The organism is Polaribacter sp. (genome assembly GCF_036480315.1).
GTDB lineage: Bacteria > Bacteroidota > Bacteroidia > Flavobacteriales > Flavobacteriaceae > Polaribacter.
Window position 1 is genome coordinate 21281 of the sequence record NZ_JAZGGG010000039.1, and the last position, 20612, is coordinate 41892.

The window sequence follows — 20612 nt, forward strand, 5'->3', positions numbered from 1 at the left end:
TACTAATTGAAAAATTTTAAAAACAGACTACTATTCAATATTACTTATTTCCTTTTATGGATTGGTTATTTTGTTTTTGCGCGTTTGTATTTTATGTTATTTCATTTTGATAAAACACAAGAATTAGATTTTTCTACCATATTTAATAGCTTTTTATACGGCTTAAGACTAGATAGTTCTTTTGCTTCTTACTTATCTGCAATTCCTTTTTTATTGATAACTTTTTCAGTGTTCATCCAGCCAAAAAAAATTAAAAAACTTATAAAATGGTATTCCTACATTCTTATTGTTTTTATTAATTTATTACTATTGATTGACGCTGGTTTGTATGAAGCTTGGGGAGTCCGTTTAGACACAAGTTTACTTCCGTATTTAAACACACCAGAATTAATGATTGCTACGGTTTCTACTTTTCAATTAATATCTGGGATTATTTTCTGGTTGCTAATTTCTTTTATTTTTATTAAATTATTTAAAAGAACTATCGAAAATAGAATTAAAAACATTTCAGTAAGTAATTGGCTGCAAACTCCTGTTTTTTTATTAATAACCGCTGCTTTAATCATTCCTTTAAGAGGTGGTTTACAAACAATACCTGTTAACCAAAGCAATGTTTATTTTTCTAGTAAAATGTTTGCCAATCATGCAGCTGTAAATTTTATTTGGAATTTCTTTAACACACTCACGCACAAAACAGACGGTACAAATCCGTATAAATATTTTGATGACACCATCGCAATAAACACCATCAACAAAACTAAAAATCAGCTATTAGTCGCAGACACAGACAGTATTTTAAATACTGCAAAACCCAATGTTATTTTAATTATCTGGGAAGGATTAACTGCAAAAATTGTTGGTTCTTTAGGCGGTGAACCTACCGTTACAAAGAATTTAAACAGGCTTTCTAAAGAAGGAATTTTATTTACCAATTTCTACGCAAACGGAGATAGAACAGACAAAGGAATTCCTGCTATTTTAAGCGGTTATTATCCGCCACCAGTTAAAAGAGTAATGAGAATGCCAAACAAAACTAGAAGTTTGCCAATGTTACCTCAAAAAATGATTGATTTGGGCTACAATACTTCTTTTTATTATGGCGGAGATTTAAACTTTGGAAATATGAATACCTATTTACGAAATGCTGGAATTACAACTATTATAGATGGTAGTGAATTCGATAAAAAAGACTGGAACTCTAAATGGGGCGCACATGACCACGTTTTTATGGAACGTTTTGCTAAAGATTTATCGGAAAAACAGCAGGAACCATTTTTTAAAATTGCGCTTACTTTAAGTAGTCATGAACCTTACCAGTTTCCTGATGAATATAAATTTGGAAAAGATTCTGAAGACAATTTATTTAGAAGCGCACATGCATATACAGATAAATCTATTGGTAAATTTATCAATTTTGCAAAAAAACAAACTTGGTATAAAAACACCTTGATTGTAATTATGGCAGATCATGGACATAGTTCACCGAAACATTCTGGTCCTTTTAATTCTCCAAAAAGATTTAGAATACCAATGTTGTGGTTAGGTGGTGTTTTGCAGAAAACGGGTGTCGAAATTAACACCGTCTCTAGCCAAGTAGATTTTCCTTATACCCTTTTAAATTTGTTAAAAGCAGATAATTCTGATTTCACTTTTAGTAAAAATATTTTTAACTCCTCTAGTGAACAATATGCACATTTTATTTTTAACAAAGGTTTTGGTACGCTTAATAAAAAAGGATTATACTTATATGACTACGTGAGTAAAAAAGCAACTCTAGAAACTGGGGAAGATGCCGTAAAATTAGATTCTTTAGGGAAAGCAATTACGCAAGATGCATATCAAGATTTTTTAGAGAGGAAATAATTTTAATTAAAACAATTATTTGTAATATTGCATTTATAATTAATTTTATGAAAAAAAAAAACTAAACTTAACATTACACGAAAAAGTAATTACTCAATTATTTAATAAAAAAAAAGAGTTAATTATTTTTGATATTGGTGCTTGCGAAGGATTAAGTAGTGTTAGATATTTATCTTTATTTCCAAAAAGTTCTGTATATGCTTTTGAACCTATACCTAATAATTTTTTACAAATATTAAAAAACAAGAAAGAGTATTCTTTAGAAAACTTAAATGCTTTCGAATTAGGTTTGTCTTCTAAAAAAGGAGAAGCTACCTTTTATGTTTCTTCTGGAAAGCCACCAAATAAAGATACACCTACAGATAATTCAACAAGTTTCGGGAATAAAAGTTCTTCTCTTTATAAACCCGGAAAAACAAAAGAAGTACATCCTTGGTTAAAATTTAATGAATCTATAACTATTAAAACGGAAACTTTAGAAAACTTCTGTATTGATAAGAAAATTAATTCTATCGATTTTATTCATATGGATGTTCAAGGTGCAGAATTAATCGTTTTAGAAGGCGCTAAAGAAACGATAGCTAACATAAACTCAATTTGGCTAGAAGTAGAGAAAATTGCTTTATATGAAAAACAAGCACTTAAAAGTCATATTGAGGAATTTTTATTAAAAAACAACTTTATTTGTATTTTAAATAAAATGAATCATATTGCAGGAGATCAACTTTGGGTTAAAAAATCTTATTTTAATAATTTAAGCGAAGAAAAGAAAACTTCATTAAATCGGATTAAATCAAAAACAGCCTTAAAATCTAGAGTATCTAGTACTTTTGGTATTACTAAAGATAAAATAAAAAACTTTTTTAAATTTTAAAAATTAAAACTCCTATTATCTCTTCACTTTTATAGAACAACCAATTGCTCTTGTTTCTTTTTTAATTATTTTTTTACCAGCTAATAAAGCTTCAACAGCATTTTCTACATACTTTTCTGTCACTTTATCTGCGTTTCTAGAACTATTATCTATAGCACCAATATATTGTACTTTCAAATCGTTTTTAGTAACAATATAAACGTGTGGCGTTTTGGTTGCGCCAAATTTAGGATACACTTTTTGGCCATCATCTAACAAATAAGGAAACAGAAATCCTTTTTCATTAGCTCTTACTTTCATTTTCTCAAAACTATCTTCTGGCACCATATTTGGGTCATTAGGGTTTATTGCAATTACAGGAAATCCTTTGTTTTCGTATTTTTTATTCAAGGCTATAATTCTGTCTTCATTTGCCACAGAGTATGGGCACGTATTACACGTAAAGATAATTATGAAGCCTTTTGCTTCGTCATAATCTGCCAAAGAAATCATTTTATTATCTACATTTTTTAATGTAAAATCTTCAATAACATCTCCTATTTTATAATCATTTGCATCTGTATGCAAAGTAAAAGCAGTTGCAATAGCAAAAACAGCTAACACAAAAATCAATTTTAATAATTTCATAATTTAATTATTTAAAAAGGTTTGTACCTCATTTTCTAAAGCATCAAAATCAAAAGAATTATTATAAAATTTTCTTTTATGCTTATTGTAAATAACAGTTACTGGTATTGCACCAGACCATGTAGAATCTATATCTTTTATCCAAATATCTTCATTTACATCATCTAACAAAACTATTTTAGAACGTAATTTTTTCTTATTAATATAAGGTATTAGCTTCTTCTCTATTTGTTTAGGAAAATCTAAACTCACCAAAATTACTTCTACATTTTTGTTTGCGTATTCCTTATTTATTTTCTCGAAAGCAGGTAATTCTTTTACACAAGGTCCGCACCAAGTTGCCCAAAAATTAACAACATAAGTTTTATCATCTTTCTTTTCCAGCAAAGGTTTTAACTCTTTATAAGTGTATGATTTCACATAAGTAACTTCGGTAAAGCCAACTATTTCTTCTTGCTTTTTACAAGATGAAATCCCTATTAATACAAAAAATATAAAAATTGTTTTTTTAATCATTTTATAAAATTACATTTTTTAAATAAAAAAAAACAAATAATTAACTGACTTTTAACAACTTAAAACACAGGTTAACATTTATAACGAATATTAATTACAATAAATATCATTTAAAATTTTTGCCAAACGAACTCCACCTTTTTGCAATTGAGTTCTTACAGTTCCAAAATGTTCATAAGAATATTTATATCTTAAATTTTCTCCTTTTTTAACAGACTTATAAAGCACTTTAGTTAGTTCATGTACCTCATCTACCCATTCTACAACAGTTCCTTTTTGAAGTGCTTCAACCTGCTTTTTAGATAAATATTTTGCGTTATCTGCAAGCTCTATATAACTCATATCCCAATCGTTAATCATGTTTTCATCCCAAACTCTGTGTAAATTAGTACCTCTACCAAACCACTGAACTTGTATGGTATTTCCTCCTTTATCTTCTTTTCTACCAATATGAAATGGTTGGTGTAAATCGCCTACAAAATGAACTAACATTTTTAGGTAAAACACTTTATCTTCTTCCGAACTTTTATCATCTTTTAAAACGGATATACATTTATTAATTCCGGTAACTAAATCTCCTTGTGGATTTTTCTCTGCACTTGAATAGGTTTCATCTAAGCCCATGTTTACATAGTGCCAAGAGTAAAACTTGTTATATTTTCTATCTGATTTAATTTCATCTGCATAGGTAGAAACAAACGCTAAACTTTGCCCTTTTAAGATCTTATCAATTTTTTTCTTGGCTTTTTTTGTTAAATGTTTTTCAGCAATTTCACCTGTTGCTCTGTGTCCGTTTTTCCCCCAAACTACTGCTGCATCTTTAGATGAAAAAGTAATAAAAAAGAAACTCATCAATAAAAATAATTTAATTTTCATTTGTTGTTATTAAGATTAATTTTCAGCTAAAATATAAAATAAATCATCAAAATATTTGGAAATACCAAAAAATTATATATATCTTTGTGATATCGAAATAATATCACTTTAAATCAATATACATGAAAACAGAAAAAATTATAAAGCCAGCAAACGGTTATTTAATGCTATTAATTATTACACTCTTATTTTTTGGAGGGATAATAATGATTATCAAATTTGAAAATCCTATTTACCTACTGGCTACCTTGGCTGGTTTTATTGGTTTTTTCGGTTTTATTTTAGTAAACCCAAATACTTCTAAAGTTATTTTATTATTTGGTAAATATATAGGAACCATAAAAGATAACGGTTTATACTGGGCAAATCCACTTTTTAGAAAAAAGACAATTTCTTTAAGAGCTAGTAATTTTGATTCTGAAAGATTAAAGGTAAACGACAAACTAGGGAACCCAATTATGATTTCTACAATTTTAGTATGGCGCGTTACAGATACATACAAATCTGCTTTTGATGTAGATAATTATGAAAATTTCGTACGTGTACAAACAGATGCTGCTGTTAGAAAACTAGCAAGTATGTATCCTTATGACAATTTTGCTGATGAAGGTCATGATGAAGACATTACTTTACGTTCTAGTGTAAACGAAGTTTCTGAAGCTTTAGAAAAAGAAATAGACGAACGTTTATCCATTGCAGGAATTGAAGTTTTAGAAGCAAGAATTGGTTATTTAGCATATGCACAAGAAATTGCTTCTGCAATGTTAAAAAGACAACAAGCAACGGCTATTGTTGCAGCAAGACATAAAATTGTACAAGGTGCTGTAGAAATGGTAGAAATGGCTTTAGAAGAATTAAACAAAAGACAAATAGTTGAACTTGACGAAGAACGTAAAGCAGCAATGGTTAGTAATTTATTGGTGATTTTATGTGGAGACAAAGAAGCTTCACCTGTTTTAAATACGGGAACTTTAAGCCATTAATTCATTTAAAAGTAAGCGAAAACTTTGAAACTTTGAAACTAAATTAAAAAAAAAATGAAAGAATATAAAGTAGTAACATTAAAATTAGGTTTTAGAAATAGAACTCAAACCTTTGAAAATTTATTAAATCAATATGCAAGAGAAGGTTGGATTTTAAAAGAAATGCCACAAAATTGGAATGCCATTGTTTTAGAAAGAGATAAAAACAGATAAAATGAAAGTTTTTAAAGAAGAACAACGTTTTACACAAACCTGGTTAATTGTTTTATTAGCTGTAAGTATAATTGTACTAATTGCAATTATTGTAAAAGAATACTTGGAGGTGAACACAAAAATGACAACAAATGAATTTGTGTTAACTATAACTGGTATATTCCTTTCTGTAGCATTTATTTTCTTTTTTAAATTAAAAACCAGAATCGATGAAAAAGGAATTCATTATCAATTTTTTCCTTTTCATTTTTCTTTAAAAACAATACTTTGGAGAGAGATAAAATCTGCAAAAGTTAGAACCTATGATCCTATTGGAGAATATGGCGGCTGGGGATTAAAAGGTGGCGCATTCTGGAATAGCGGAAAAGGAAAATGCATAAATATTTCTGGAGACATTGGCATTCAACTTGAGTTAAAAAATGATAAAAAAATTCTAATAGGTACTCAAAAAGAAAACGAAGCAAAACAAGTAATTGAAACGTATAAAAACAGAATTCTAAATGATTAAATTTATAACGTGTATTATTATCATGTTTTTAAATTTGATATTATCATTTTTATAGATTCATAAAAAACTACAATTAGTAAACAAACTAAATGGCAAAGAAAAAAGCTTTCGCGTTGCGAGTTAATGAAGATATGATAAAAGCTATTGAAAAGTGGGCTGCTGATGAGTTTCGTTCTACAAACGGACAAATAGAATGGATGTTAATGCAGGCTTTAAAAGAAGCAAAACGCGAACCTAAAAAGAAAGAAGAATAACTATTATTCTTTTTTTTATTAAAAACAAAACTGTTAAAAAATGCTCAATATTTATTGAGCGTTTTCTATTTTGTATATTGTTTGCTTTTATTAAAACTCAACAAACTTTACAAAATGAAAAAACTAATCACCTTACTTTTTTTATGCACTACTACATTACTCTTATCTCAAGAGTTTTCTATGGATTTAGTAAAAAACATGAAACCAAGAAATATTGGTCCTGGAGGAATGTCTGGGCGTGTAACTTCAATTGATGTTGTCGAATCAAATTCAGAAATAATGTATGTTGGTACTGCTTCTGGTGGAATTTGGAAATCTACTTCTGGAGGTGTAAAATGGGAACCTATTTTCGAAAAAGAACTAACAGCTTCTATTGGTGCAGTTGCAATTCAACAATCGAACCCAAGTGTAATTTGGGCAGGAACAGGTGAAGGAAATCCTAGAAATAGTTTAAACGGTGGTTTTGGAATCTACAAATCTTTAGACGCAGGGAAAACATGGAAAGCAATGGGTTTAGAAAAAACGAGACATATTCACCGAGTAATAATAGACCCTACAAATCCTAACACTGTTTATGTTGGCGCAATCGGTTCTCCCTGGGGAGAACACAAAGAACGTGGCGTTTATAAAACAATTGATGGTGGTAAATCTTGGAAACAAGTATTATTTACAAATATCAAATCTGGAACAGGAGATTTAATTATGGACCCTAAAAACCCAAATAAACTAATTGCTACCATGTGGGAACACAAACGCGATCCTTGGTTTTTTAAATCTGGAGGTAAAGGGAGTGGAATGTATATTACTCATGATGGAGGAGAAAATTGGAAACAAATCACCCAAAAAGAAGGTTTCCCAAAAGGAAATTTAGGAAGAATTGGTGTTGCAATTGCACCTAGTAATACTGATATTATTTACGCTTTAGTTGAAGCAAAGAAAAATGGATTGTATAAAAGTGAAGATGGTGGTTTTAAATGGAAAAAAATAAATGAGAAACCTGGTATTGGAAATCGACCTTTTTATTATTCAGAAATTTATGTAGATCCGCAAAATGAAAATAGATTGTATACTGTTTTTACGTATATAAATATTTCTGAAGATGGTGGAAAAAACTTTAAACAACTAATGCCAGCGTATGGTGTAGATAATGGAGTACACCCAGATCATCATGCTTGGTGGATTCACCCAACCAATGGTAAATTTATAATTGACGGAAACGATGGTGGCCTAAATATTACTAAAGATGGTGGTAAATCTTGGCGTTTTATAGGAAATATTCCTGTGGCACAATTCTATCATATTAATGTAGATAATGAATATCCCTATAATGTATATGGTGGAATGCAAGATAATGGTTCTTGGAGAGGACCTGCCTATGTTTGGAAAGCACAAGGAATTAGAAATTCTTATTGGCAAGAAATTAGTTTTGGTGATGGTTTTGATGTCGTTCCAGACAAAGACGATTCTCGTTATGGTTGGTCTATGAGTCAGCAAGGTTTTGTAAGCAGATATGACCATAAAACTGGAAATAATTACGGTGTAAAACCAACTCATAAGGATGCAAATGTAAAATTACGTTTCAACTGGAATGCAGCTATTAATATTGATCCTTTTGATAATTCAACTCTTTACTTCGGAAGTCAATTTATTCATAAATCAACAGATAAAGGTTTAACTTGGACAGTAATTTCTCCAGATTTATCTACCAATAATCCAGAAAAATTAAAACAAGCAGAAAGTGGTGGTTTAACTATGGATGCAACAGGTGCAGAAAATCACTGTACCGTTTTAGTTGTTGAACCTTCACCTTTAGAGCAAAATATGTTATGGGCAGCAACTGATGATGGTCAAGTACACATTACAAAAAATGGTGGAGCAACTTGGACTAATGTTTCTAAAAACATAAAAGGTTTACCTACAAATTCTTGGATTACACAAATTAAAGCATCCAATAAAAACAAAGGAGAGGCTTTATTAGTAGCAAATGATTATCGTCGATTTAATTATACTCCGTATGCATATAGAACAAAAAACTATGGAAAAACATGGGAACGTATTGTAAGTGAAAATGATGTGCAAAGTTATGTTTTATCTATAATTGAAGACCCTATTGAACCAAACCTATTGTTTTTGGGAACTGATGATGGATTATACATTTCTATTGATGCAGGAAATAAATGGATAAAATGGACAGAAGGTTTTCCTACTGTTCCTGTAAAAGATTTGGCAATTCACCCAAGAGAACATGATTTAATTATCGGAACTTTTGGTAGAGCTGCTTGGGTTTTAGACGATATTCGCCCTTTAAGAGCAATTGCAAGCGGAAATATTTCTTCTAAAAAAATGCACTTATTTGCTCCTCCAACTGCATATCAAGCAGCAAGTCAGCAGCCTACAGGAAGTAGATTTGGCGCAGATGCAATGTATCAAGGTGAAAACAGAAAACGTGGTGCAATTATTTCTTATTATGTTGATGTTCCTGAAAAAAAGAAATCAGAAAAAAGAGACAAAAAGAAAGAAGAAACAGACTCTAAAAAGAATAAAAACAAAGTTAAATTTGATTCAATAAAGTTAGAAATTTTTGATGGAACAAGACAAATAAGAACTTTAAAATTTAAAACACCGAAAGAAAGTGGTGTTCATAAAACTAATTGGTATTTAAGAGAAAAAGGAGTTACGAGAGCTTCTAGAAGGATTAAAAAACCTACTAGAGAACCTGGAGGAGTTTTGGTGAAACCAGGAGAATATCGTTTAAAAATGACATTTGGTAATAAAGTTTCTGAACAAAGTATTAAAGTTGAATTTGACCCTAGATTACAAATTTCTAAAGCAGCCATAAATCAGAAATACAATGCAAGTAAAGAATTAGAAACTTATCAAGAAAAGATTGCAAACGTTGTAAAACAATTGGTAGAAAGTAAAAACACTGCAAGTTCCATAAAATCTAAATTAAGTAAAGATGATAAGGAGAAATATAAAACAGAAATAAAATCATCAACAAAAATTATTAAAAAAATTGATAGTTTAATTGCAAAATATTTAGGAACTATTGATAAAAGACAAGGAATTACTAGAAATCCTGAAATTACAGTAAATCAACGTTTTGGACAAGCAAGTAGATATATTCGTTCTCGTTTTGGTGAGCAAACTTCAACAGAAACTGTTTTAATGAATCAATTTAAAGAAGAATTTAAAAAAGTTGTTTCCGAAACAAATACTTTCTTTAATAAAGAATGGATTGAATATAAAGCATCCACAGAAAATATTATAATTTCGCCTTTTAAAGAAACTAAAACACATTCAACAAATTAAAATATGTGTAAAATAATTCTCTTATTGTGTTTAAGTTTTTTCATTCATAATACTAAAGCTCAAAAATCTGAAGAAAATCAATTAGGTGCTTGGTATATGTACAATGGCTAACATAAGTTATCAGAAAAATATTCATTAAAAACAATGGCTCATTTTAGATATTTTGAAGTAACAAGTGAATTTCAACAAGAAATTTATAGATTAGGAGTCAATTATGCTTTTAACAAAAAAAAATCTTACTTTAGGTGTAAGTTATGCTACTGGAGATTTGGCTTATGACATTCCTTCAGTAAATTTATATGAGTATCGTTTTTATGAAGATTTGAATTTAAAATCTAATTGGGGTCAATTTACTGCAGGACATCGTTTTAGATTAGAACAACGTTTTATTCATAAAAATTTAAATACAGATCAATTTCAAAATTGGTTTCGTTATAATTTAAATGTGAGCTATCCAATTTCAAAAACCTGGAGTACTTATGTTTTTAATGAAATATTTTTAAATTTAAATAGCAGTAAAACTTTTGCTCAAAACTGGACTGGTGCTGGTTTTATTAACAAATTAAACAGTAACATTAAATTAAAAATGGGTTACTTTCAAATTAAACAACCAATAAAAACTCTTAAAAGACTACAATTAGGAGTTATTTTAAATACTGATTTTTCAAAAAAAAAAAAATAAATTATGACTACACCAACTTTTACAAATGATGCCATTGTTTTTGGAATTCTAATGGTTTCATTAGGCTTTGTGTTTTACACAGAAAGTAAGACTACCGGTTTTTGGCCTAAATTTTATAAAATAGTTCCCGGTTTATTTATGGCATATTTTATTCCTGCAATCTTTACGACTGCAGGTATTATTTCTCCGGAATGGGAAACTACAAATGCAGCTGGAGAAATATTAAAAGGAAAATCTCAATTATATTATATTTCTAGTCGTTTTTTACTGCCTGCAGCATTAGTGTTAATGACGTTAAGTATCGATTTAAAGGCAATATTTAATTTGGGCTCTAAAGCATTAATTATGTTTTTTACAGGAACTGTAGGGATTATTATTGGTGGACCAATAGCTATTTTATTAATTTCTATCTTTTCTCCGGAAACAGTTGGTGGCGCAGATTTTGATGCAGTTTGGAGAGGACTCTCTACACTAGCAGGAAGCTGGATTGGTGGTGGTGCAAACCAAACTGCTATGTTAGAAATTTACCAATACAATCCGCAAAAATATGGTGGAATGGTGTTTGTGGACATTGTGGTTGCTAATATTTGGATGGCGATTTTATTAATAGGAATTGGTAAAAAAGATCGAATAAATAAGTGGTTAAAAGCTGATACTTCTGCAATTGAGGAATTGAAAGAAAAAGTTTCTCAATTTTCTCAAAAAGTAAAAAGAAATCCGACTTTAACCGACTTCATGATTATGTTAGCAATTGCTTTTGGTACAGTTGGTTTTGGTCATTTTGCATCAAAATATGCTAGTGAATTCTTTTTTGATTTTGTAGCTTCATTAGAATCTCAAACTTGGCGTAATATTTTCTCTTTTTTAGGGTCTGGTTTTTTCTGGTTAATTAGTATTTCTACAATTGTTGCTATTATTTTATCATCTACAAAAGCAAAAAATTACGAAGGTGCTGGCGCAAGTAAAATTGGAAGTATTTTTATTTACATTTTAGTTGCAACTATTGGTATGAAAATGGATCTAACAATGATTTTTGATAACGTTGGTTTAATTGCAATTGGTGTTGTTTGGATGGCAATCCATGCTGGGTTATTAATATTAGTTGCAAAATTAATTAGAGCTCCTTATTTCTTTTTAGCTGTAGGAAGTCAGGCAAATGTTGGTGGTGCAGCTTCGGCACCTATTGTAGCACAAGCTTTTCATCCTTCTTTAGCAACAGTTGGTGTCCTTTTAGCTGTTTTTGGATATGCAATTGGTACTGTAGGCGCAATTTTGTGTACTATTTTATTAGAATTAGCTTCAAAGGTTTAAATAAAATGAGCATATTTGCAGACCAAAATTCAATTTCAATGAAGAAAACTATAGCTGTTTTAGCATTCTCTATTTTAGTATTTGCATGTACTTCTAAAAAAGAAGGTAATATGTTAGTACAAGGAACTATTAAAGGTTTAAAGAAAGGAACACTTTATCTACAAAAAATGCAGGATACAGTTTTGGTTTCTGTAGATTCTGTATCTTTATTAGGTAGTGATAAATTTTTATTAACAGACAATGTTGATTCTCCTGTTTTATATTATTTAACTTTTGATGGAAATACAACTAACAAAAGAATTCTTTTCTTTGGTGAGCAAGGAAATATTACAATCAATGATAAAGTAGAACAATTTGGTTTTTCTCCTGAAATAACTGGTTCTAAAAACCAAGAAGTTTTAGATAAATTTTATAAAATAAAAGGTAAGTTTCAAAACCAACGTTTAGAGTTTATTAAAAAAGATTTTGAAGCTAAAAAAGCAAACGACCAAGCATTAGTGGCGCAATTAGAAAAAGATTATTTAAAACTAACCAAAAGAAGAATTTTATTTACAGCAAATTTTGCAATTACAAATTCAGATTCTGAAGCAATACCATATATTGGTTTAACAGAAATGTATGATGCAAGTTTAAAAATGTTAGATACTGTAAATAATTCTTTATCAGAAAAAGTTAAAAATTCTGTTTATGGTAAAAGCTTTCAAGAATATATAGATAGAATTAAAAATAGTGAGAAATAAACTCTTCACTCATAAACAAAAAAAAACCAAGCAAATGCTTGGTTTTTTTTGCACTAAATCTAACTTTAAAAAACTACTATCCTACTCTACTAAAAACATCTTCTTGTAAAAAGTATTTTGCTATTGATTTTGGTGGAGAAACAGTTTGCCAAGAACTATAGTCGAACCAATAAATTTCTCTAACAACTGTGGCGCATAATTCTTGTTTCTCATTATAGAAGTGAATAGCTATATTCATTTTTTGTGCACAAAAACCTATGTTTTTAAATTCTAATTTTACAGAAAAATCTTGGGTAAAGAAGAGTTGTTGATGCTGAATTATCTGATCGTTGTTTTTTTGAATACCAACTTTTAATGTATTCATTTTTAACTTTGTAAAACCATTTACAAACAAAAACGTTTCTACGAGTTTAGATGAATAACTTAAATAAGCTGCATTTTGCATCACCATAAAATCGTTTACGTCTTCTCCGTTTACTTTATAAATTCTTTGAAACATTACTTTCAATTTTATTAACTTTAATTCATATGTTTCTTTCAGAATAAAAAAAAGAATCCCTGCAAACTTTATAGTGAGTTTGCTGTATATGAAAAGTAAGTTGTTATTGTTTAATTTAATAAAAGTAAATTGTTGTGAGTTTTTTTTAAAAAGAGTGTAAAACACAACAATCCACTTTACTTTGCTTGAAAAATGATACTACTCTTTTATTCTTAATTGTAATAACAGTACTCTAAAAAGTTCTAGAAAGATTAAAACCCAAATGAATATCACCCCCAAAGAAATTACCAGTGGTTTCTGTTATAAAAGATTTTTCTACCATTCTTCTAGAATTTGCTAAAATAATCTGAAAAACATGTCCGCCAGTTTCTATATCGATACCAAAAGCCAATGAATTTCTAGAATCAATAGATTCTAATTTATTAAATTGAGGGAAATATTCTGCATTTAAAGAAACTCTTTTATTCAACTTTACTCTTGTACCTATACCTAATGCAAAAATATTATGAGGATCTGCATTTATAGCCGTTAAATTTCTATGAATATATGTTGGTGTTAATTGAAAAGATACAGAAGAGTTTACTTTTCTTGCCATTAAAACTTGTGCTGTGTAAAATAAACTTTCTGCAAAAGTTCTTTCGCTACCAGGAATTGCTTTTTCACTTTTAGCGGCGATACTCCCAAAAAGAGAGATTGCAAAAGGAAAAGAATTTACACCCGTTTTTTGCCTTACCATACTGTATTTTAAAAAACCTTCGTACGTTTTTTCTACACTTGCCCTACTTAAACCTGCTGTTAAATTATCTGTTAACCCATATTCGAAAGAAAAACGAATGTTAGAAATATCTAAACCAAATAAATCTTCGACACCATTATTAATTGCCCCAAATCTATGGGCAATTATAAACTCTAATTCTTTGTCTTTTCTGTTTTCTATAGAATGTCCGTTTACAATTCTTGTACCTTTAAAAGTAGCAGAAACTATATTTTCTGTTTCTGGTGTTTCACTATCTAAAAGATCTAATAAATCGTCTTGTGCAGAAATTTGTAAACTAACTAAAATCACCAGTGTGGTTAGAAATATTTTTTTCATTTTTTATTTTTTGTATAGTTGATGATAGAAATTAAAGTTCACTTTTATTTTCTTTGCAATATTGTCTTTTACCACTGAAGGAATTTCTACTCCAAAATCTGCTAAATCCACAAAAAACTCTCCTAACATTACAATCGCATCCTTTGTCCTTTTTGCTGTTGCTTCAATTGTAATTTCTTTTGTTTTACCATGTATGGTTAACTTCCCTTTAACCTTTACTTTAGTTTCAGAATCTGTAATTTTATCAAAATCTAAAATATTTCCTTTAAAAATTGCTTTTGGATATTTGTCTGATTCTACATAATTCTCATTAAAATGTTCTTGCATTAATGCTTTTTCGAACATAAAAGATTTCATTAAAATAGAAATTGCCATTTGTCCGTTAGAAGTATTTACAATACTTAAAACTTGACTGTTTTTAGCTTCAATATTTTCCATTGGCGATTCAGAAAAGAAAGTAATAGTTCCTTTTTTGGTTAAAAATTTACCTTGCATATTTGTAAATGAAACCAAAAAAAGACAAATAAATACTGTGTATATATTTTTCATGTTTTTTATTTTTTATTAATAATTATACTTTTAACTAAAATTACATCCATTAAATAACCTGTACAAATTCCTTTTAATACGAGTTCTTGTCTTTCTTTAATCTTTGTTATATTTTTCGATGCCAAAGGTGTTAAATGACAAATAACACTTCCAAACTCATCATTTGTTTCTAAAGTGATAATTCCAATTTCGTTTTCTACCTCTACTTTAGAAACAACACCTTTAACTTGTACTATTTTTTCTAAATACTTTGTGTTTGCAGTAGTTTCATCTGTAGAAAAATCTGCTAAAATTTTATTTGCAGTTAATGTTATGTCAGCTTTTTCGTTTGCAACGTTAACATGTGGCTTGTTATACATCTTATACGCAACAAATGCGCCAATAAATCCTAAAATAAAAATTGAGATAATTATTTTTTTTGTTTTCATGTGTTTTTTTTTAATTATCTAAAGCACCTTCATCTACCCAATTTAAAATAATATCCATTTGTGCTTGAGGTAAAGGGCCACTTTGTGGCATTGTTCCATTACCAACTCGTGCCTTAACTCTATCTGCTTTAGCCTTAACATTGGCATAACCTGTTAAATCTGGTGAAGTTCCTCCACTTGGTGAATGACATGAAGTACACTTGGCATCTACAATAGGTTTTACATTGTCTTTAAATGATACTTTTGCAACTACGCCTCCTTCATCTATTAGCTGTTCTTCTATATGAGAAATACAAGAAGTTAAAAAGATTCCTAAAAACAATAAGAGTATTTCTTTTCTGAATTTTAAATTGACTTTCATATTTATGGTTTTATTATTAATACTGTAAAGTAACTAATAGAAAAGGGTTTAAGCACTCTTAAATTACCTGAAAGGGAAATAAAATTGGTTAAAAAGGAAAAAAAAGCATTAAAATAGATTCCTATTTATCAATAAATAATGCTAAATATTTAACCACTGTTTAAATTCCGCAGCTTTATTTTTACTAATGATTATTTCTTCTGATGTTTTTGAATGCAATAAAATTTTAAGTTGACTGTTTCCATACTTTATAATTTTATCAATAGCTGCAATACTAATTATAAACTGTCTGTTTGCTCTAAAAAACAAAGTGCTGTCTAAATTTGTAGACATATCATCTAAACTAGCATTTGTGGTCGATTTTTTTCCATCAAAACAAACAACGTATGTAATTGTATTTTCTGTATACACATACGCAATGTCTTTAATTGGTATTGGTACCAACTCATTTCTCATATAAGTAAGAATTCTTTTTTTACTTTTATCAGAAGTATCATCCAAAGTAACCTCTTTAGCAACCTCGACCACTTTTTCTTTATAAGTAATCAAATCTGTATTTAGTTTAGAAAGGTTTATTACTTCCGATGCTAAAGTAGAATTTTTTAATTCCAATTGTTTTTCATAAGCACTACCAATAACTCTTACAGCAATAAAAGATAAAACAATTATTAAGACTCCCATAATTAAGAATATGAGATAAAAATTTGTTTTTAAAGTATTCATTTGTGCAATTATACTTTTGATATTAACATTTGCTGCAACAATTAAATCTGATTTTTTTATAGGTGAGATATGAATAATTTCTGACGGTATATTCCCTTTTATAGAAGTTTTATTCACCAATAAATCATACAAATCTTCTGAACTGTTTTTCTCTTTTAAAGAAGATAATAAGGTTTTATTAGAATTTACAGCCAAACCAACCTTTGTAATATCTGGATGACAAACCTCTTTACCACTCCAGTTAAAAATACTTACAAACCAACTATCTGTATTTGTCTTTTGAATGATTTGTTGCACATTAGCAATTATTTTTTCTTTAGGAATACCAGATGATAACTGAAATTCTATAAATTTAGCAACTTCATTTGCTTCTCTTTTACTAGATTCTACCTGAACCTCTATTAATTGATTTGCACTTACTTTTATAAAGTATTTAGATGCAATTGAAGCTATTAATAGAAAAACAATAGCAATAGATAAAAACGTTAAAAAGTAAAGTTTGTCTTTTTTCATGAGAGTTTTAAAAGGTTGAAATATACTACAATTCTTTATTTTTTCACTTTCTATGTTTCCTCTTTAAAGCCGTTTTTTCCCTTTAATGTAGTTTTTAAGTAAAAAGAATGCATAAATTGAGTTTCTTTGAGAAAGAGAAAGCATCTTTAATAATGAAGAAAAAAAACACACCTTTTTATATTCTAGTTATCGCTTTATTATTTATAAACGGATATTATTATATGCTACCTTATTTTACAAATTCTAATCAAAATTTAGAAAAAGTAAACTCTGAAATTTCTCTAAATTCAGAGGAATTAGTAGCCAATTTTATTTCTAATGAAGATGATGCAAATGAGTTATATGCAGGTAAAATAATTGAAGTAGTTGGTTTTGTTAAAGAAGTTACTTTTTTAAACAATAGAAATACTGTAATATTGTATAGTAAAAACAAAACTTCTGGCATTATTTGCGATGTGCATTCAAGTCAGCTACAGAAAGTAAAAAAGCTAGAAACCAATCAAAAAATAAAAGTAAAAGGAATTTGCAAAGGGTTCTTAAAAGATGTTGTACTTTTAAATTGTCACATAGAAATTTATGAATAAAATTTTACCTTTATTTTTATTAATCACTTTTTTGACTGATTTCAATTCCAAAGAAAATCAGTTTATTGCCCGTCAAGGACAAATTTCTTTTTTCTCCTATACATCTGTAGAAAATATTGAAGCAAAGAACAATCAAGTTTTAAGCATTTTAGATGTAGACACTTCAGAGATAGCTATTAGTATGTTAATGCGTGCTTTTGTATTTAAAAAAGATTTAATGTACGAGCATTTTAATGAAAGTTATATTGAGTCAGACATACATCCAAAAGCAAATTTTGAAGGGAAAATAATTGATTTTAATCCTCAAGAAAAATCGCAAACCAGAATTATTAGCGGTAAACTTACCATTCATGGAATTAAAAAAGAAATAGATATTAAAACCACCATCGAAAACAATAATGGAACGTATTCCTTATCTGGTGATTTTAATCTTTTAGTAAAAGATTTCGACATTAAAATACCACCAATACTATCTAGTAATATTGCCAAAAGTATTTCAGTAAAATTCAGCTTTAAATACCAAACTTATGAAGAATAAAAGAACATATCAACTCGTTTTTTTGATGTTTATACTCTGCGTTTCTTCCATAAAAGCACAAGGTTTATTAGAGAAATTAGAGAACGAATTCCCAGACAAACCAGTTTATGAAATTGCCACTTTTAAAACAACAAGAATTGCGTTAGGCCAATCTATAGAAACCAGAAAAAAAGGCGCTTTAGAAATTTCTATGTATAATAGATATTGGAACATTCCCAACTTTAAAGGACAACGTTTTTTGGCTGATAAAGTTAGCACTCGTTTTGGTTTGGACTTTGCAATATCAGATAATTTTACGGTTGGTATTGGCTATACAACTTTTGATAAAATTTCTGATGGAACTTTAAAATATAAATTGATAAAACAACAAAGAAATTCTAAAAAAGCACCAGTTAGTGTAACGTTGTTTCAAGGAATCTCTCATAGAAAAGTAACTATTAAAAATGCTGGTTTATATTCAGGAAATTCATCTAAAAATAAATATGCATTTACGAGCCAGGTTTTAATAGCAAGAAAATTTAACAGTAAACTTTCTTTACAAATAGCACCAACACTTATTCATAGAGCAGCAAATACTGCTAAAGACGATCCTAACAATCAATTTGCAATTGGGTTTAGCGGAAGACATAAAATTGGTGGACATGCATCAATAATTTCAGAATATTATTATGTTGCAAATCCTTTAAAATCTATAGCAACCTACAATGCTTTTACAGTTGGTGTAAATTGGGAATTAAGTCATTTACTGCTACAATTTCATGTAACAAATGCTAGAAACTTTGCTGAAGATACTTTTATTACCCAAACTACAAATAACTTTAATTTTAACGACCCGAATTTTCATTTTGGTTTTAATGCAACTTTTGTTTTGCATACCAATAAAAATAAATTGAAGTAGTTTTCCAGTGGTTTGTTTGGTTTGTTTCTAAACTTAAATTCTGTTAACTTCGCTAACTACGAATATAAGTCATTAAAACGACCTTATATTCGTGTTAACGTTAGCAATTATATAAAACCAAGGAACAAATGAGTAAAAAAATATCAGTAATAGAACCAAGCATATTGGAAAGTATATGTAAAGTTGTTGCTGATACGTCACAAGGTTTGACAGGAAGCGAATTAAATAAAGCAATTATTGACGCTAAAATGAAAGACGTAAATCCTGAAATGACAAAATGGAAAAGACTATACAACTCTTGTATTGAAGTGCAAAACAGGACAGGTTGTTCAAACAGTATTTTAAAACTTATTCAAAAATCATATCATCCATCACGTTTTATAAATGCGAAAGAATTATTTGAAGAAAGACGTTCTGAACTAAATCAAATTTTGTCTTTTATAAGTCTAAGACTTAATGAAAATGGAAAATTCTCTAAAATAAAAAAATCAGAAACTATCTCTGATGCTCAACAAAGAGCAACTTCACTTTTGACTAAATTGAATGAAAGAAATGTACATTCAGATATTTTAGTGTTTTGCAAATCAGAATTATTACAAGAAAATTATTTTCACGCAGTTTTTGAAGCGACTAAAAGTGTTGCTGACAAAATAAGACAACGAACAGGATTAACAAATGACGGAAATTCTCTTGTTGTTTCAGCATTTACTGTAAATAATCCGATTTTAAAAATTAATGATTTATCTAATGAAACGAAAAAAAGTGAACAAAAAGGATTTTCAAATCTATTAATTGGATTTTTTGGAATGTTTAGAAATACAACTGCTCACGCACCGAAAATTCATTGGGAAATAGAAGAAAAAGATGCTTTAGATATTATGACTATGGCTTCAATGTTACATAGAAGAATTGATAATGCAGAAAGGAATTAGAACAAATACAATTGCTAACAATGGCTATAGTTAATACGGGTTTTGGTACTTAATCCAAAGTGAAGTGCCTTGAACAAAGTCCGCAAAATTTTCAATTTTGCGTGTCTATTAAAATAAAGAAAAAATTAAAAATTTGGCTAAGTGCTTAATCGAAAGTTCAGTCCTTCGAAATCCCGTACTAACCATAGCCTAACCGTTAGCGAACCTGTTCAAAAAACGAGTTAAAAAATCTATTTTTTAACTCGTAAACTCCAATGAAATTGGAATCTAGAAACTACTACTCCATCTTTATTTTTTCCTTCAGAAATTAAAACAATTACTTGTCCTTCTCCCGTTTTTATAGATTTTTGTATTGCCACTCTAATTTCATTTCCACCAGTACAAGAAAAATGTATTCTTCCTATAGCTTTCTTAAAAAAATCTGCTTCTTGGTGCGTAACTAACATAGATACTTTTCGTTTAGAATCGTCTATTGCTTTCATTACCAAAATACCAGTTGGCATTTCTGCAGCCATTCCTTGTGCCGCCCAAAACATACTTTTAAACGGATTTTGATTCATCCATCTATGTTTTATAGAAACTACCACCTCTTTATCTGTAATTGTACGCACTCTAACTCCACCCAAATAGGCTAAAGGAAGTTTTATTAGGTTAAAAAAGTTGACTTTAAATGGCGTGAATTTCATTTTTATTGAGATAAATAATTTTTATAAAAAATAATAACGGCTGCAATAT

24 protein-coding genes are annotated in these 20612 nt (G+C 28.9%); 14 read left to right on the forward strand and 10 right to left on the reverse strand.

Annotated elements, in window-relative coordinates:
• Positions 1-6 precede the first annotated feature (6 nt).
• Together V3V28_RS07675 and V3V28_RS07680 are read left to right on the forward strand one after the other, a co-directional pair.
• Entirely contained in the window at positions 7-1863 is a 1857-nt protein-coding gene (locus tag V3V28_RS07675; RefSeq protein ID WP_331364438.1) for an LTA synthase family protein, read from the forward strand.
• A 133-nt stretch (positions 1864-1996) separates the two neighbouring features.
• A complete protein-coding gene (locus V3V28_RS07680) occupies positions 1997-2737 on the forward strand; it encodes an FkbM family methyltransferase (RefSeq protein WP_331364521.1) in 741 nt (246 codons plus the stop codon).
• 15 nt (positions 2738-2752) lie between these two features.
• On the opposite strand, the gene V3V28_RS07685 is transcribed toward V3V28_RS07680, so the two are convergent.
• The 3 genes from V3V28_RS07685 to V3V28_RS07695 form a co-directional block, all read right to left on the reverse strand.
• Entirely contained in the window at positions 2753-3364 is a 612-nt protein-coding gene (locus V3V28_RS07685; RefSeq protein WP_331364439.1) for a thioredoxin family protein, read from the reverse strand.
• A 3-nt stretch (positions 3365-3367) separates the two neighbouring features.
• Complete coding sequence (locus tag V3V28_RS07690; RefSeq protein ID WP_331364440.1) at positions 3368-3880, reverse strand: TlpA disulfide reductase family protein; 513 nt, start codon at positions 3878-3880, stop codon at positions 3368-3370.
• Positions 3881-3970: 90 nt separating this feature from the next.
• The gene (locus V3V28_RS07695; protein WP_331364441.1) at positions 3971-4756 is read right to left on the reverse strand and encodes a S1/P1 nuclease; all 786 of its coding nucleotides are present in this window, start codon (positions 4754-4756) and stop codon (positions 3971-3973) included.
• 122 nt (positions 4757-4878) lie between these two features.
• Here V3V28_RS07695 and V3V28_RS07700 point away from each other — a divergent pair, with 122 nt between their 5' ends.
• From V3V28_RS07700 to V3V28_RS07735, 8 genes are all read left to right on the forward strand, one after another.
• Positions 4879-5739, forward strand: a complete 861-nt coding sequence (locus V3V28_RS07700; RefSeq protein ID WP_331364442.1) for an SPFH domain-containing protein — start codon at positions 4879-4881, stop codon at positions 5737-5739.
• A 54-nt stretch (positions 5740-5793) separates the two neighbouring features.
• A complete protein-coding gene (locus V3V28_RS07705) occupies positions 5794-5952 on the forward strand; it encodes a DUF4177 domain-containing protein (RefSeq protein ID WP_331364443.1) in 159 nt (52 codons plus the stop codon).
• Between the two features lies 1 nt (position 5953).
• Positions 5954-6460: a hypothetical protein gene (locus tag V3V28_RS07710; protein WP_331364444.1), complete on the forward strand. Its 507-nt coding sequence runs from the start codon at positions 5954-5956 to the stop codon at positions 6458-6460.
• 89 nt (positions 6461-6549) lie between these two features.
• The gene (locus V3V28_RS07715; protein ID WP_068364181.1) at positions 6550-6714 is read left to right on the forward strand and encodes an Arc family DNA binding domain-containing protein; all 165 of its coding nucleotides are present in this window, start codon (positions 6550-6552) and stop codon (positions 6712-6714) included.
• A 114-nt stretch (positions 6715-6828) separates the two neighbouring features.
• The gene (locus tag V3V28_RS07720; RefSeq protein WP_331364445.1) at positions 6829-10026 is read left to right on the forward strand and encodes a WD40/YVTN/BNR-like repeat-containing protein; all 3198 of its coding nucleotides are present in this window, start codon (positions 6829-6831) and stop codon (positions 10024-10026) included.
• A gap of 214 nt (positions 10027-10240) precedes the next feature.
• Positions 10241-10708: a DUF2490 domain-containing protein gene (locus V3V28_RS07725; RefSeq protein ID WP_331364446.1), complete on the forward strand. Its 468-nt coding sequence runs from the start codon at positions 10241-10243 to the stop codon at positions 10706-10708.
• A 3-nt stretch (positions 10709-10711) separates the two neighbouring features.
• The gene (locus V3V28_RS07730) at positions 10712-12019 is read left to right on the forward strand and encodes a DUF819 family protein (protein ID WP_331364447.1); all 1308 of its coding nucleotides are present in this window, start codon (positions 10712-10714) and stop codon (positions 12017-12019) included.
• A 38-nt stretch (positions 12020-12057) separates the two neighbouring features.
• Positions 12058-12759 (forward strand): DUF4369 domain-containing protein, encoded by a 702-nt coding sequence (locus tag V3V28_RS07735; RefSeq protein ID WP_331364448.1) that lies wholly within the window; start codon positions 12058-12060, stop codon positions 12757-12759.
• Positions 12760-12835: 76 nt separating this feature from the next.
• Here the strand turns inward: V3V28_RS07735 and V3V28_RS07740 are convergent, their stop codons facing one another.
• The 6 genes from V3V28_RS07740 to V3V28_RS07765 form a co-directional block, all read right to left on the reverse strand.
• Positions 12836-13258, reverse strand: a complete 423-nt coding sequence (locus V3V28_RS07740) for a thioesterase family protein (RefSeq protein WP_331364449.1) — start codon at positions 13256-13258, stop codon at positions 12836-12838.
• 232 nt (positions 13259-13490) lie between these two features.
• On the reverse strand, positions 13491-14351 hold the full coding sequence (locus tag V3V28_RS07745; RefSeq protein ID WP_331364450.1) for a DUF5777 family beta-barrel protein: 861 nt from the start codon (positions 14349-14351) through the stop codon (positions 13491-13493).
• Positions 14352-14354: 3 nt separating this feature from the next.
• Positions 14355-14900: a YceI family protein gene (locus V3V28_RS07750; protein ID WP_331364451.1), complete on the reverse strand. Its 546-nt coding sequence runs from the start codon at positions 14898-14900 to the stop codon at positions 14355-14357.
• A gap of 5 nt (positions 14901-14905) precedes the next feature.
• Positions 14906-15328 (reverse strand): OB-fold protein, encoded by a 423-nt coding sequence (locus V3V28_RS07755; RefSeq protein WP_331364452.1) that lies wholly within the window; start codon positions 15326-15328, stop codon positions 14906-14908.
• A 10-nt stretch (positions 15329-15338) separates the two neighbouring features.
• Complete coding sequence (locus tag V3V28_RS07760; RefSeq protein ID WP_331364453.1) at positions 15339-15689, reverse strand: c-type cytochrome; 351 nt, start codon at positions 15687-15689, stop codon at positions 15339-15341.
• Positions 15690-15830: 141 nt separating this feature from the next.
• Complete coding sequence (locus V3V28_RS07765) at positions 15831-16925, reverse strand: LytR/AlgR family response regulator transcription factor (protein WP_331364454.1); 1095 nt, start codon at positions 16923-16925, stop codon at positions 15831-15833.
• Positions 16926-17077: 152 nt separating this feature from the next.
• Between V3V28_RS07765 and V3V28_RS07770 the strand changes: the two genes are divergently transcribed.
• The 4 genes from V3V28_RS07770 to V3V28_RS07785 all read left to right on the forward strand — a co-directional run bounded on the left by V3V28_RS07770 (position 17078) and on the right by V3V28_RS07785 (position 19877).
• Positions 17078-17509 carry an OB-fold protein gene (locus tag V3V28_RS07770; RefSeq protein WP_331364455.1) on the forward strand — a complete coding sequence of 144 codons (432 nt, stop codon included), beginning with the start codon at positions 17078-17080 and terminating at the stop codon, positions 17507-17509.
• Positions 17502-18047, forward strand: coding sequence for a YceI family protein (locus V3V28_RS07775; RefSeq protein ID WP_331364456.1), 546 nt, complete (start codon positions 17502-17504; stop codon positions 18045-18047). Before V3V28_RS07770 ends, V3V28_RS07775 begins: the two co-directional genes overlap by 8 nt.
• Positions 18037-18945 (forward strand): DUF5777 family beta-barrel protein, encoded by a 909-nt coding sequence (locus tag V3V28_RS07780; RefSeq protein WP_331364457.1) that lies wholly within the window; start codon positions 18037-18039, stop codon positions 18943-18945. The genes V3V28_RS07775 and V3V28_RS07780 overlap by 11 nt, the downstream gene beginning before the upstream one ends.
• 128 nt (positions 18946-19073) lie before the next feature.
• On the forward strand, positions 19074-19877 hold the full coding sequence (locus V3V28_RS07785; protein ID WP_331364458.1) for a TIGR02391 family protein: 804 nt from the start codon (positions 19074-19076) through the stop codon (positions 19875-19877).
• A gap of 230 nt (positions 19878-20107) precedes the next feature.
• Here V3V28_RS07785 and V3V28_RS07790 read toward each other — a convergent pair whose 3' ends face one another.
• Positions 20108-20563: a DUF4442 domain-containing protein gene (locus tag V3V28_RS07790; protein ID WP_331364459.1), complete on the reverse strand. Its 456-nt coding sequence runs from the start codon at positions 20561-20563 to the stop codon at positions 20108-20110.
• Positions 20564-20612: the final 49 nt, after the last annotated feature.